Origin of the sequence: Streptomyces sp. NPDC060232 (assembly GCF_042726555.1) — a bacterium.
Taxonomy (GTDB): domain Bacteria; phylum Actinomycetota; class Actinomycetes; order Streptomycetales; family Streptomycetaceae; genus Streptomyces.
In genome coordinates this window covers 97,438-109,968 of the sequence record NZ_JBHXAG010000020.1, presented here as the reverse complement: position 1 = coordinate 109,968, position 12,531 = coordinate 97,438, and the positions used below count along the sequence as shown (strand labels likewise).

10 protein-coding genes and 2 pseudogenes are annotated in these 12,531 nt (G+C 72.5%); 7 read left to right on the top strand and 5 right to left on the bottom strand.

The genetic code is table 11. The annotated features are described in order from the left end of the window. The 7 genes from ppsA to ACFWFZ_RS26175 all read left to right on the top strand — a co-directional run bounded on the left by ppsA (position 1) and on the right by ACFWFZ_RS26175 (position 8,434). Positions 1-2,442, top strand: coding sequence for a phosphoenolpyruvate synthase (gene ppsA / locus ACFWFZ_RS26205; protein WP_387125420.1), 2,442 nt, complete (start codon positions 1-3; stop codon positions 2,440-2,442). Positions 2,443-2,484: 42 nt separating this feature from the next. Then, the gene (locus ACFWFZ_RS26200; RefSeq protein WP_387125419.1) at positions 2,485-2,985 is read left to right on the top strand and encodes a flavodoxin domain-containing protein; all 501 of its coding nucleotides are present in this window, start codon (positions 2,485-2,487) and stop codon (positions 2,983-2,985) included. Positions 2,986-3,026: 41 nt separating this feature from the next. Further along, positions 3,027-3,626, top strand: coding sequence for a hypothetical protein (locus ACFWFZ_RS26195; protein ID WP_387125418.1), 600 nt, complete (start codon positions 3,027-3,029; stop codon positions 3,624-3,626). Then, positions 3,619-6,288, top strand: a complete 2,670-nt coding sequence (locus ACFWFZ_RS26190; protein WP_387125417.1) for a cation-translocating P-type ATPase — start codon at positions 3,619-3,621, stop codon at positions 6,286-6,288. The genes ACFWFZ_RS26195 and ACFWFZ_RS26190 overlap by 8 nt, the downstream gene beginning before the upstream one ends. Before the next feature lie 18 nt (positions 6,289-6,306). Next, the gene (locus tag ACFWFZ_RS26185) at positions 6,307-6,612 is read left to right on the top strand and encodes a DUF1876 domain-containing protein (RefSeq protein ID WP_387125416.1); all 306 of its coding nucleotides are present in this window, start codon (positions 6,307-6,309) and stop codon (positions 6,610-6,612) included. An 86-nt stretch (positions 6,613-6,698) separates the two neighbouring features. Next, positions 6,699-7,616 carry an ABC transporter ATP-binding protein gene (locus ACFWFZ_RS26180; protein WP_387125415.1) on the top strand — a complete coding sequence of 306 codons (918 nt, stop codon included), beginning with the start codon at positions 6,699-6,701 and terminating at the stop codon, positions 7,614-7,616. After that, positions 7,613-8,434: an ABC transporter permease subunit gene (locus tag ACFWFZ_RS26175; RefSeq protein WP_387125414.1), complete on the top strand. Its 822-nt coding sequence runs from the start codon at positions 7,613-7,615 to the stop codon at positions 8,432-8,434. Before ACFWFZ_RS26180 ends, ACFWFZ_RS26175 begins: the two co-directional genes overlap by 4 nt. Before the next feature lie 31 nt (positions 8,435-8,465). Here the strand turns inward: ACFWFZ_RS26175 and ACFWFZ_RS26170 are convergent, their stop codons facing one another. From ACFWFZ_RS26170 to ACFWFZ_RS26150, 5 genes and pseudogenes are all read right to left on the bottom strand, one after another. Next, positions 8,466-9,452: an Acg family FMN-binding oxidoreductase gene (locus ACFWFZ_RS26170; protein ID WP_387125413.1), complete on the bottom strand. Its 987-nt coding sequence runs from the start codon at positions 9,450-9,452 to the stop codon at positions 8,466-8,468. Positions 9,453-9,476: 24 nt separating this feature from the next. Continuing rightward, positions 9,477-10,313, bottom strand: a pseudogene (locus tag ACFWFZ_RS26165) (universal stress protein); the annotation flags it as partial. Between the two features lie 87 nt (positions 10,314-10,400). Next, positions 10,401-10,970: pseudogene (locus ACFWFZ_RS26160) on the bottom strand (CBS domain-containing protein); the annotation flags it as partial. Between the two features lie 13 nt (positions 10,971-10,983). Further along, the gene (locus ACFWFZ_RS26155) at positions 10,984-11,586 is read right to left on the bottom strand and encodes a CBS domain-containing protein (RefSeq protein ID WP_387125412.1); all 603 of its coding nucleotides are present in this window, start codon (positions 11,584-11,586) and stop codon (positions 10,984-10,986) included. A 40-nt stretch (positions 11,587-11,626) separates the two neighbouring features. Further along, positions 11,627-12,514 (bottom strand): universal stress protein, encoded by an 888-nt coding sequence (locus ACFWFZ_RS26150; protein WP_387125411.1) that lies wholly within the window; start codon positions 12,512-12,514, stop codon positions 11,627-11,629. Positions 12,515-12,531 lie beyond the last annotated feature (17 nt).

Genomic DNA, 12,531 nt, shown 5'->3' with positions numbered 1-12,531 from the left:
ATGGGACACGTACGACGCGTCATACCCTTCACTCGCCTGAGCCGCGGTGACGTCGCCCGCGTCGGTGGCAAGAACGCCTCCCTCGGCGAACTGACCGTGCGGCTGGCGCCGGCCGGAATCACCGTACCGCCGGGCTTCGCCACGACCGCGGAGGCCTACGACGAGCTGCTCGACCGGCACGGACTGCGTGCCCGGATCAAGGGGCAGCTCGCCCGGTTCCACGACGGCGCCGCGCTGGAGGACGTCGGCGCGGGGATCCGGGCCCTGGTCCTGGGCGCACCCCTGTCCGAGGCGCTGCGGGAGGAGATCACGGCCGCGTACGCCGACCTCGGCCGTCGGCTGGACCGGACCGACCCGGAGGTCGCCGTACGGAGCAGCGCGACCGCCGAGGACCTGCCCGAGGCCAGCTTCGCCGGGCAGCAGGAGACGTACCTCAACGTGCGCGGCACCGAGCAGCTGCTGGAAGCCGTACACCGCTGCTTCGCCTCCCTCTTCACCGACCGGGCCATCGACTACCGCGAGCGCATGGGCTTCGACCATCTGCGTGTCGCGCTGTCCGTCGGAGTCCAGGCGATGGTCCGCTCGGACCTCGCCGGCGCCGGGGTGATGTTCACCCTCGACCCCGAGAGCGGCTTCCCCAACGTGGTCGTGGTCAGCGCGGCCTGGGGGCTCGGCGAAACCGTGGTCAGCGGGCAGACGGACCCGGACGAGTACACCGTCTTCAAGCCGTCCCTGAAGGACCCCGCCCTCAGCCCCGTCATCGACGTCCGCCTCGGGGCCAAGCGCCGCAAGGCGGTCTACGCGCAGGGCGGGCTCACCGACACCGTCGACACCAGCCCCGAAGAACGGGCCGGACGGGTCCTGACCGACGCCGAGGTCCGCCGGCTCGCCGAGTGGGCCGTGGCGGTCGAGGAGCACTACGGGTGTCCGATGGACCTGGAGTGGGCCAAGGACGGGACCACCGGAGAGCTGGCCGTCGTCCAGGCCCGCCCGGAGACGGTCCAGTCCCGTAGGCGTGCCTCGACCCTGCGCCGCTGCCGTCTGACCGGCACGCCGGGGGAGGTGCTCGCCGAAGGCACCGCGGTCGGTGAGGCGATCGGCGCCGGACCCGTGTGCCGTCTGGACACGCCCGTGGACCTGGAGCGCTTCCCGGCGGGCGGCGTCCTCGTCACCTCGATCACGGACCCGGACTGGGAACCGATCATGAAGCGGGCTGCCGCGATCGTCACCGATCACGGGGGCCGCACCTCCCACGCGGCCATCGTCAGCCGCGAACTCGGCGTTCCCGCCGTCGTCGGCACCGCCGACGCCACGAAGGTCTTGGCGGACGGCGCCGACGTCACCGTCTCGTGCACGGAGGGCAGCCGCGGGAAGGTGTACGCGGGCCTGGTGCCGTACGAGGAGACCGAGACCGACCTGGCGGCCCTGCCCGCCACCCGCACGCGGGTGATGCTCAACCTGGCGGACCCGTCGGCGGCCTTCCGCTGGTGGCGGCTGCCGGCGGACGGCGTGGGCCTGGCGCGCCTGGAGTTCATCGTCGCCCACCAGGTCAAGGTCCACCCCATGGCCCTGCTGCATCCGGAGCGCCTGGACGCGGGCGACCGCCGCGCCGTCGAACAGCTCACCGAGGGCAGCCTCGACCGCACCCGGTACTTCACCGACCGCCTGGCCTTCGGCATCGCCCGGATCGCCGCGTCCCGGTGGCCGGACCCCGTCATCGTGCGTACCAGCGACTTCAAGACCAACGAGTACGCCAAGCTCCTCGGCGGCCGCCCGTTCGAGCCGGTCGAGGCCAACCCGATGATCGGATGGCGGGGAGCCAGCCGCTACTACAGCGACGGCTACCGGGAGGGCTTCGCCCTGGAATGCCGGGCGCTGCGCCGGGTCCGCGACGAGATGGGCCTGACCAACGTCATCGTCATGATCCCCTTCTGCCGCACGCTGAAGGAGGCCGACAAGGTCCTCGACGTGATGGCCGGTGAGGGACTGCGACGCGGCGAGAACGGGCTCAAGGTGTACGTGATGGCGGAGATCCCCGCCAACATCCTCCTCGCCGAGGACTTCGCGGAACGCTTCGACGGCTTCTCCATCGGCAGCAACGACCTCACGCAGCTCACCCTGGGCGTGGACCGGGACTCCGAAGCGCTCGCCGACGTCTTCGACGAGAACGATCCGGCCGTCACCCAGCTGATCGGCGTGCTCGTCCCGCGCGCCCAGGCCGCGGGACGCCCCGTGGGCCTGTGCGGTCAGCGCCCCAGCGACGACCCCGCCTTCGCCGCCTTCCTCGTCGGCGTCGGGATCGACTCCGTCTCCGTGGCCCCGGACAGCTTCGCCGCCGTCAAGCAGCACGTGGCTGCGGCGGAGGAGGGCCGCCAGGGCGAGGACCGAATGGCCCCGACCGGGATCCGTCCGGCCCATGCGGAGCCGCCTCCCGCGGCGTGACAGTGGTATCAGCCCACATGGACGAGACGAGGAGGCTGCGCCATGACCGCCAAGAAGGTCCTGGTCGCCTACGGGAGCCAGCACGGAGCCACTGCGGGGATCGCCGAGCAGATCGGCAGGACCCTCCGCGAGGACGGTCTCGACGCCGTGGTACTGCCCGCAGCCCAGGTCGACGATGTCCGCGCCTACGACGCGGTCGTCCTCGGAGGCTCCCTCTACGCCGGCCATTGGAGCGGCAGGGCCAAGCGCTGCGCCGAACGCAACGCGGACTCCCTCCGGCACCGCCCCGTGTGGCTGTTCAGCAGCGGCCCGCTCGACCGCTCGGCGGAGGAACACGACATCCCCCCGGTCCCCGCAGTCGCCCGGCAGATGCAGCTCATCGGCGCGCGCGAACACAAGACGTTCGGCGGCAGCGTCACGGCTCGTACCCCGGGACTCGTCGCCCGGTCGATGCTCCGCCAGGGAAAGGGCGGCGACTACCGCGCCCCCGAGCGCATCCAGGCCTGGGCACACCACATCAGCGCCGAACTCACCGCCGCCTGACCGGGCGGCCCGGCACGGTGCCCGTGCAACGGAGGTGGGCCATGGACGACGACCGGACGGCGGGGGCGGGAGCCAATCCGCTCCGTCGCAAGGCCGACCGCACCCGCTCGCGCCTGCACGCCGCCTTCGCTGTCGCGTGCCTCCTCGCGGCGATCTGCGGCATCGCCGCCGGGCGGGCCGACTGGGCCGACGGCAGCCGCGCCGCCGAGACCCTCGCCCGGCACCGGCACATCGTCACGGCCACCGCGGTCGGTGCGACCAGCTACCGGACCGGACCGGGCCCGAGCGAGAGGCCCGTCGTGGTCGCCCCCGTCACCTGGCACTTCCCCGCTGACCGCAGGCACGCCGACACCGTCCCCGTTCCCGCGCAGACGCGCAAGGGCGACACCGTCCCGGTCTGGGTCGACGACCGGGGCGAGGCCGCTACAGCGCCCCCTGGGACGGCCGACCTCGCACTGCGGGCCTTCGGCCTCGGCACCGTGGTCCTCACCGGGATCACGCTCCTGGCAGGAGCCCTCGTCCGCGTGGGGATCCGGGTCGTCGACGCCCGCAGCGCCCGGGCCTGGGAAGCCGAATGGGAGGACGTCGAGCCCGTCTGGACCGGCCGTCTGCACCCCGGCCCCGGAGCAGACGATGGCTGACGGTCCCGCCGACAGGGGTCTCGCGCAGGACGTCGCCCCCGACCCCCTGGAGCCCCTTCCCCTGCTCCGCCGGGAACTCCACACGGGGCCCGCGGGGCTGTCGAGCCGGGAAGCGGCTCGGCGGCTGGCGGTCTACGGGCCGAACGAGGTCCGCCCCACCGCGCAGGCTGGCGTCCTTCGGGAACTCCTGCGCCAGCTGGCCCACCCGTTGGCGCTGCTGCTGTGGGCGGCCGCCGCGCTCGCGTTCATCGGCGGCATCGGCGTGCTCGGCTGGGCGATCATCGCCGTGGTCCTCGTCAACGCCGCCTTCGCCCTCGTCCAGGAACGGCAGGCCGAGAAGGCCGTCGAGACCCTGGCCCGCTACCTTCCCGCGCAGGCGCGGGTGATCCGCGACGGGCAGACGCAGCACGTACCCGCCCGGGACCTCGTCCCCGGTGACCTCGTCCTCCTTGAGGAAGGCGACCGCATCGCCGCCGACGCCCGTCTGACGGAAGGCGGAATCGAAGCGGACCTGTCCATGCTGACGGGGGAGTCCACGCCGGTGGAACGGCTGGCCGGGCCCGGGCTGCAGGCGGTGCCGGTGCTCCAGGAGCCCAATCTCGTCTTCAGCGGTACCAGCGCCACCGAGGGACAGGCCCGGGCGATCGTCTTCGCCACAGGGGACCACACGCAACTCGGCCGGATAGCGGCCCTCAGCCAGCGCACCCCGCGCGAACCGAGCCCGTTGGAGAAGCAGGTCAAGAAGGTCGCCTGGCTGATCGCGGCGGTCGCCGTCGGCCTGAGTGCGGTCTTCCTCGTGATCGGCGTCGCGGTGGGTCTGCCGGTCACCGATTCGCTGATGTTCGCGATCGGCCTGCTCGTGGCCAACGTGCCCGAAGGGCTCCTGCCGACCATCACCCTCGCCCTCGCGGTCGGCGTCCGGGTCCTCGCCCGACAGGGCGCGGTGATCAAGCGGCTCAGCGCTGTGGAGACCCTCGGCTCCACCAACGTCATCTGCACCGACAAGACAGGCACCCTCACCCGCAACGAGATGCGCCTGCACGCCCTCTGGACGCCCGAGCACGGCACGGACCCCGGACCGGACAGCACCGAACTCGTCCGTGCGGCGGCCCTGTGCACCACCGTCGCGCGCGAGAGCGACGGGCGGTTGCACGGCGACCCGACCGAGATCGCCCTGGTGGACGGAGCGGCGCAGTACGCCGTCGCAGTGGATCCGGCCGACCGGGACGCCTACCGCCGTGCCTGCTTCCGATTCGACCCCCGCCTGCGCCTGATGTCGGTGGTGCAGGCGACGGCCCCGGGACGCCTGAGGGTCATCGCCAAGGGCGCTCCGGAGGCCGTCCTGCACCTCCTGACGGACGGGGAGCCGGCCCGGCGGGCGCAGGACGCGGCCGACGCCCTGGCCGCGGCGGGCATGAGGGTACTGGCCGTCGCGGAGCGGGACCTGCCGGACGGTGCCCCCGTCCCGACGCGGCGGCAGCAGGCCGAACAGGAACTGCGCCTGCTGGGTCTCGTCGGCCTGTACGACCCACCGCGCCCGGAGGTGGCCGCCGCGGTCGAGCGCTGCCACCAGGCAGGGCTGACCGTCCACATCGTCACCGGCGACAACGGCGCCACAGCCGCCGCCGTGGCCCGGTCGGTGGGCATCGGCGTGCCGAACCTGAGGGTGATCGCCCAGTCCGAGGCCATCGACGACCACGAACTCGACCACCTGCTGCGGCTGCCCCGCACGGAGATCGTCTTCGCCCGCTCCTCACCCGAGACAAAACTGAAGGTGGCCGACGCCCTGCGGGCCCACGGGCAGATCGTCGCCATGACCGGCGACGGGGTCAACGACGCGCCCGCCCTCCACCGCGCCCACATCGGCGTCGCCATGGGCAGCTCGGGCACCGACGTCGCCCGCGAAGCCTCGACCATGGTCCTGACCGACGACAACTTCGCCACCATCGTCACGGCGATCGAATCCGGGCGCCGCGTCTACGACAACGTCCGAAAGTTCATCGTCTACATCTTCGCCCACCTCACCCCCGAAGTCGTTCCCTTCCTGGTCTTCGCCCTGTCAGGTGGAGCCGTTCCCCTGCCGTTGACCGTGCTCCAGATCCTCGCCATCGACCTCGGCACCGAGACCCTCCCCGCCCTCGCCCTGGGCCGCGAGCGCGCCGAACCGGGCGTCATGGCGCGACCACCCCGGCCCAGCACCCAGGGAGTGATCAACAAGGACATGCTGGTCCGCAGCTGGGGCTGGCTCGGCACCGTCTCCGCCGTCCTGGTGATGGCCGCCTTCTTCTACGTGCTGTGGCGGGCGGGCTGGCACCCCGGCGACCCGACCGGCCCGGGCACCCCGCTCCACCAGGCCTACCTCACCGCCACCACCGCCACCTTCGCCGGCATCGTCACCTGCCAGGTCGGGACCGCGATGGCAGCCCGCACCGACCACGCCGCCCTGCGCGACATCGGCCTCTTCACCAACCCGCTGCTCCTCGCCGGCATCGCCTTCGAACTCGCCTTCACCGCGGCGCTCGTCTACGCGCCCCCGCTCCAGCACCTCTTCGGTACCGCCGCCCTGCCGATGGACGTCGTCCTCCTCATCGCCGTCTTCCCGCCACTGGTCTGGGGGACCGATGAGATCCGCCGGTGGGTCCGCCGCCGTCGCCACACCTGAAAGCACCGGAGGAACACCATGTCCCACACCAGCGAGTGGAAGACCCGCCTCTACCTGTTCGAGGAGGACGGCACCACCAAGGTCCGCGTCGAACTCGACACCGGCTCCAACCGGCTCACCGGTCACGGAACCGCCCGCTGCAACCCCACGGACAAGGACGTGCCCGAGATCGGTGACGAACTCGCGGCCGCCCGCGCCCTGGAGGACCTCGCCCACCAGCTCAAGCGCATCGCCCACCGCGACATCGCCGGCTCCGGGGCGCCGCCGCAGGAGGACTCCCTCAAGCCCTACGGCGGCTGGATGGACGGCGCGGCGATCCTGTGAACGAGCCGGGCCGACCCCCTACCGCGTCACCGGACACGTCCCCGGGTGACCCGGCGGCCGCGGGGGCGCGGGCCCGGAACGGAGGCATGGTCGACGTGCCGGCGATCGAGTTGACCGGCCTGACCAAGAGGTACGGAGAGGTCACGGGCGTCGACCGCCTCAGCCTGACCGTGCGGACCGGGGAGGTCTTCGGCTTCCTCGGACCGAACGGAGCCGGGAAGACCACCACGCTGCGCTGCCTCACCGGCCTCCTGCGGCCGACCGAGGGCCGCGTCAGGGTGCTCGGGCTGGACCCGATGGGTGAGCACCTCCGGCTGGCACCCCAGATCGGATACCTGCCGGGCGAGCTGCGCCTGTACCCCGAACTCTCCGGAGCGGAAACCCTCGATCTGCTGTCCGCCCTCCAAGGCGCCCCGGTGCCCCGTCGTGGCGAGTTGTGCGACCGGCTGGGGCTGACCACGTCGATCCTCACCCGCCCCGTCTCCGGCTATTCGCGCGGCATGAAGCAGAAGCTCGGGCTGGTGCAGGCCCTGCAGCACGATCCGCGGCTGGTCGTGCTGGACGAACCGACCGAAGGCCTCGACCCGTTGGTACAGGAGACGTTCTTCGCCCTGCTGGGGGAAGCGGCGGCCGTCGGACGGACCGTCCTGCTGTCCAGCCACATCCTGCCGGAGGTGCAGCGCACGTGCGGCCGGGTCGCGATCGTGCGGGACGGACGGCTGGTGACGGTGGAGAGCGTGGCCGGGCTGCGCGAGGCACGCGCCCGACGGATCCGGCTGGCCTTCGCCGACGGCGAGGGGCCCCGGCCGCTGGGCGCCGCCGAACGCTGGGCCCCGCAGTGGCAGCACGACCGGGTGGAACTGCTCGTGCCGCCGAGCGAGGTGGTGGGCGCGCTGCGCGGCCTGCTCGCCCTGCGCGTGGCCGACGTCACGGTGGAGGAGGCGGGACTCGACGAGGCGTTCCTCGACCTCTACCGCGACGTCGGCCCGGAGGAGGAAGCGTGAAGAGCCGGTGGCCCCTGTTCTGGCTCGCCCTGCACCGACGGCGCAGGATGCTGGTCGCCCTGCTGCTGGGAATGGTCGCCTTCGAGGCGCTCATCGTGGTGGTGGCAGGCGCCCTCGCCCCGGGGGAGCTGTTCTCCTCCGGCGGGAAGGGTCCGCCGTCCGCCTACCAGGCTTTCAGCGGCTCCGGCGGGAACGTGTCGATCGCCAGCTACCCCGGTTTGCTGGGGGCCGGCCTGACCCACCCCTTCTGGATCGCCATGCAGCTCACCGCGATCGGTTCGCTCGCGGCCGCCGCCGTGGCGGCGGACGTGGAATCGGGAACGGTGGAGCTGGTGATGGTGCGGCCCGTCAGCCGCACCCGGCTGCTGGCCGAGCGGACCGCGGCGCTCCTGGCCGTGGTGCTGGCCCTGAACGCGGCGGCGACGGTCACGGTCGCGGCCGGGGTGGCACTGTCCCCGGAGATCCACCGGACGGTGCCGCTGAGCGGGGTCCTCGCCGCCGGGTTCATGGGCCTCGGCTTCGCCCTGTGCATGATCGGTCCGGCCATGGCCGTGTCGGCGGCGGGGCGCCGACGGTCACAGGTGATCGGTGCGACCATCGCCATCGCGGCGGTGGGCTTCGCCGTCAACTTCGTCGCGCTGGCCTGGGCGCCGGCGGCGCCGCTGAGGTTCCTCAGCCCGTTCCACTACTACGCCCCGGGCGACGCCCTGGCCGAGGGCCGTGTCCTGTGGGCCCAGTTCGGGATCCTGGCAGGAGTCGGGCTGCTCGGTCTCCTGGTGGCCCATGTGCTCCTCCGCCGCCGGGACCTCGCTCCGTGACCTCCCGCTGCCGGCGCCGCGGAGCCGGTTCTCAGAGGATCTCCAGAACCTCCGTCACCGGCCGCCGCGGCGTCGCGGCCCCCTGGGGCCCGTAGCCGAGCCGGATGACCATCTGGACGTGCCCCATCGCCTCGGCCGGATCGCGTACCGTCCACCGCAGCTCCCGCCACTCCAGGGCCTGGGAGGTCATCGACGTGGCGAGACCGTCGGCGGTGGCCTGCAGGAGGACGCGTTCCATGGCCTGCCCGGCGCGCAGCCAGTCGGCCCTGGTGTCCCCGGCCGTGGCGAGCAGGGCCAGCTGCGGCCTCTTCTCGAACACGGCCCAGCCGCGGTCCGGCATGTGCTGCGAAGCGCCGAAGTCACGGACCGGGGCGGGCGCGCCGGAACTCCGCGGCCCGAACGCGGCGGTGGGGACGCCGTCCCCGAGCGGCCCGGCAGTGCCGCGTGCGGGGGCGGTCCAGGCCGCGGTCTCCGCCTGGACCGCCGGATCCATCGCCTCGCGGTGCTCGGCGTCCCGTATCAGGCCGAGCACCGTCTCGGCGTGCCAGGCGCCCGGAATCGCCAGTCGGCAGCCCTCCAGGCGGGCAGCGGCCCTCAGGCCGTCCAGCAGCGCGTCCGGTACGGGCTCGTCGCTGAACGGGTCGCGGCTGGTGTGGCGGCGGCCGATGGCGTCGTGCAGGGCAGTGGGCACGTCCTCGGGGTCAGGCCCGTCGAACGCCGCCGAGGCCAGCAGCCACGGCTCGCTCGGGTCGGGCAGCATCTGCACCGTGACGGGGTGGCGGTGCCAGGCGGCGGCGACACGCAGGTTGAACAGCGCGGCGGCGCAGCCGAGGTGAAGCGCACGATGGTCCGGATCCGTCCTGGTCATGGCCCGGTCGGGATCGCCGTGCAACTCGATGACACCGGCTTCCGAGCGGAACACGAACCTCCATGGCTGTGCGTTGTGCATGGACGGAGCACGGACGGCGTCGCCGACGATCTGGGCGACGGTCGCGTGGTCGAGGTGTTGTGTGGTCACGGCGCTGGTCCTGTCTGCGTGGTCTCAATCGTGCGCGACGACGGCGACCGGTGAGGTGGCGTGGTGCATCACCGCATGGGTGATGCGGCCGATGTGGGCGCCGAGAGCGGGGCGGCGTATGCGACGGCCGACCACGACGAGCGATGCGCCGGCCGCCGCCTCCAGCAGCTGAACGGCGGGCTGCCCCATGACGGCGCGTGAGTCGACGGAAAGGCCGGGGTGTTTGCGCTGCCACGGCTCCAGCAGATCTCCGAGCGCTGCTTCCAGCCCGTCGGCGATCTCGTCCCCGACACCGGGGTCGAGGGCCGGTGCGGGGGAGAACACGGGCGGTGGCGACCAGCCGTGAACGACGACGAGCGGGCAGGACCGCCAGTGGGCCTCTGCGCAGGCGAAGGCGACCAACCGGTCGCAATCGCTGCGCAGATCCACTCCCAGCACGACCGGCCCGCCGTCCGCACCCGTACCCCCGGCGCGGACGAGTACCACGGGCGTCTCGGTCCTGACCATCGTGTCCGAGCCGGTGGACCCCACGAAGAACCCGGCGATCGACCCCAGTCGGCGTGAGCCCAGCACCAGGAGGTCCGCGTCCACGGCGGCGGACGCGAGGGCGTCGGAAACGGCCATGCCGTCCATCCGACGGGTCCCGACGGTCAGGGCGGGATGCTCCTCGGCCACACGTTCCCGGGTACGGGCCAGGAGTTCGTCCGTCCACCGCCGCCGTGACTCGGGAAGGGGCGCGGCGAAGGGCGCGTACACCGGCCAGTCCTCCACATGCAGGAGCTCCACCTCGGCGCCGCGCAGTTCGGCCTCGGCAGCCGCCCAGTCGACGCAGGCGGGATCTGCACCGGAGCCGTCCAGACCTACGGTGATCCGGCTCGGCGATGCTGTTCCTCCCCGGGTCGGACGTCCGGCGGCTCGGACACGGCCTGCGGTGGCCCGGACACAGGCCAGTCTGTTGTCGACGTCGACGACCCCGTCGACGCTCTGGCACAGCCGCACGATCACGGGCAGCAGGTCCGCGTCCTGCGCCGTGCCGCTCAGCGTCACCAGCCCGTCCTCCACGTCGACGGTGATCGAGGAAGGCGCTATCCGCAGGATGCGGGTCAGGACCTCCTCCACGATCTCCTCCTGAATGGCGTGGTCGCGGCGGAGGAACAGCCGGATCAGGTCGCTCCGGCTGAGCACGCCGCTGATCCGCCCGCTCGCGTCGACGACCGGCAGGCGTTTGACGTTGTGGCGCTGCATCACCCGGGCGGCGCGGACCACGCTCCACTCGGGGCGGGCCGTGACGGCCGGGCTCGTCATGAGGTCCCCGGCGGTCGGCGTACCGCCGGGTGGGCGCCGACGGAGGAGGTCGGCCTCGGACACGACGCCGACCGGGCGCCCTGTCCCGTCCACGACCGGTACGGCGGTGATGTCGTACTCCTGCAGGAGACGGGCGATTTCCTTGAACGCCGTGGCGGGACGGACCGTGACGGCCGTGGGCGTCATCAGTTCCGCGACGCTGCGGTGCCTCATGAGCGCACTCCTTTCACGAGGAAACCGGGACCGTGAAGTCGGCCCTGACGTCCACGACCCCCGGCACGGTGCCCACCGCGCGGACCAGTACGTCCTCCATCGAGGGATCCGGGATGGACCCGTGCAGGTAGACGATGCCGTTGTCGACGTGCACGTGGACCTCGGCCGAGCCGCGCGGGATCAGCCGGAGCATGATCAGTTCACGGATCTCCGTGCCGATGTCCGCGTCAGGGCGCAGGTACACCTTCAACAGGTCCCCGCGGCTGACGACGCCGACGAGATGGCCGTCGCCGTCCACCACGGGGAGGCGCTTGAGGTGGCCGCGCGCCATCACGCGGGCCGCCGCCTGGATGGTGGCAGTCGTCGGTACCGTCACGGCGGGACGGGTCATCAGCCGCTCGGCGGTGGTCGCCCGGTCCGGGTCGGATGCCTGGGTGCTGAGCAGCAGATCGGCTTCGGAGACCACGCCGGCCACCTGTCCGTCCTCGGCCAGAACGGGGAGGACACTGATGTTCCACATGCGCATCGTTTCCACGATGTCCTTGAACGCGGTTCCGCGGTCGACGCAGACGCCCCCACGGGTCATGACGTCGGCCACGGTGCGCAGGTGCTCCATGACGCTCCTCGGTGCTCGATCCGCAGAGAGCACGGACAGTTCAGGGGTGGGCGACGACGGCGACCGGGGCGGCCGCGTGGTGCAGCACCGCGTGGGCGACGGGGCCCAGGTGTGCGCCCAGGGGGGAGTGACGAAGGCGGCGCCCGACCACGACCAGTTCCGCTCCCCGGCAGGCATCGAGGAGCCGCTCGGCCGCGGAACCCATGGACACGCCGGTCGAGACGTCCACGTCGGGGAACTTGTGCCGCCAGGGCAGCAGCATGTCCTCGACCGTACGCGTCACGCTCCGCCCGATGTCCCGTGCGTTGTCGGAGTCGAGGAAGGGGACGTAGCTGTACGCGGGAGGCATCTTCCAGGTGTGGACGACCCGCAGTCGGCAGCCGCGCCGCTCCGCCTCCTCGAAGGCGAAGGTGAGGACCCTGTCGCCTGCCTCCTGGATGTCGATCCCGACGACGATCCCGGCTCCGGCTCCGGCTCCGGCCTCGGAACCGGAGGCCGCCTCCTCCTGTTCGTCCGGGCCGCGGACGAGGACCACCGGGGTGTCGGTGGCGGCCACGGCGGACAGGGCCACCGAGCCGACGAGGAAGCCGGTGAGTCCGCCGAGGCCGCGCGACCCGAGGACCAGCAACGCGGAGTCGGCGGCTTCGGCGGCCAGAGCGGCCGCGGGGCGCCCCGTCGGACAGCGGGTCATGATCTCCAGGCTCGGGTGGCGCCCGTGCAGCTCTTGCGCCGCTTCGGTCAGGGCGCGGTCCGCCCATTTGTCTGCGCCCGACGGGCCGACACCGGGGAGCACGGGGTCGAGGAGCCAGTCGACGGCGTGGACGAGCCGTAGCGGTACCTGCCGCAGCAGCGCTTCGCGCGCAGCCCAGCGTGCCGCCGCACGGCTCTCGGTGGAGCCGTCGACGCCCACTGTGACGTGGTTCTTCATGAGGCGAGTTCCTTAGT

What these genes read in the sequence shown, in the direction of transcription:
- ppsA (WP_387125420.1), top strand. Translation starts at nt 1, where the DNA reads ATGGGACACGTACGACGCGTCATACCCTTCACTCGCCTGAGCCGCGGT.
- ACFWFZ_RS26200 (WP_387125419.1), top strand. Translation starts at nt 2,485, where the DNA reads ATGACCGCCAAGAAGGTCCTGGTCGCCTACGGGAGCCAGCACGGAGCC.
- ACFWFZ_RS26195 (WP_387125418.1), top strand. Translation starts at nt 3,027, where the DNA reads ATGGACGACGACCGGACGGCGGGGGCGGGAGCCAATCCGCTCCGTCGC.
- ACFWFZ_RS26190 (WP_387125417.1), top strand. Translation starts at nt 3,619, where the DNA reads ATGGCTGACGGTCCCGCCGACAGGGGTCTCGCGCAGGACGTCGCCCCC.
- ACFWFZ_RS26185 (WP_387125416.1), top strand. Translation starts at nt 6,307, where the DNA reads ATGTCCCACACCAGCGAGTGGAAGACCCGCCTCTACCTGTTCGAGGAG.
- ACFWFZ_RS26180 (WP_387125415.1), top strand. Translation starts at nt 6,699, where the DNA reads ATGGTCGACGTGCCGGCGATCGAGTTGACCGGCCTGACCAAGAGGTAC.
- ACFWFZ_RS26155 (WP_387125412.1), bottom strand. Translation starts at nt 11,586, where the DNA reads ATGGAGCACCTGCGCACCGTGGCCGACGTCATGACCCGTGGGGGCGTC.
- ACFWFZ_RS26150 (WP_387125411.1), bottom strand. Translation starts at nt 12,514, where the DNA reads ATGAAGAACCACGTCACAGTGGGCGTCGACGGCTCCACCGAGAGCCGT.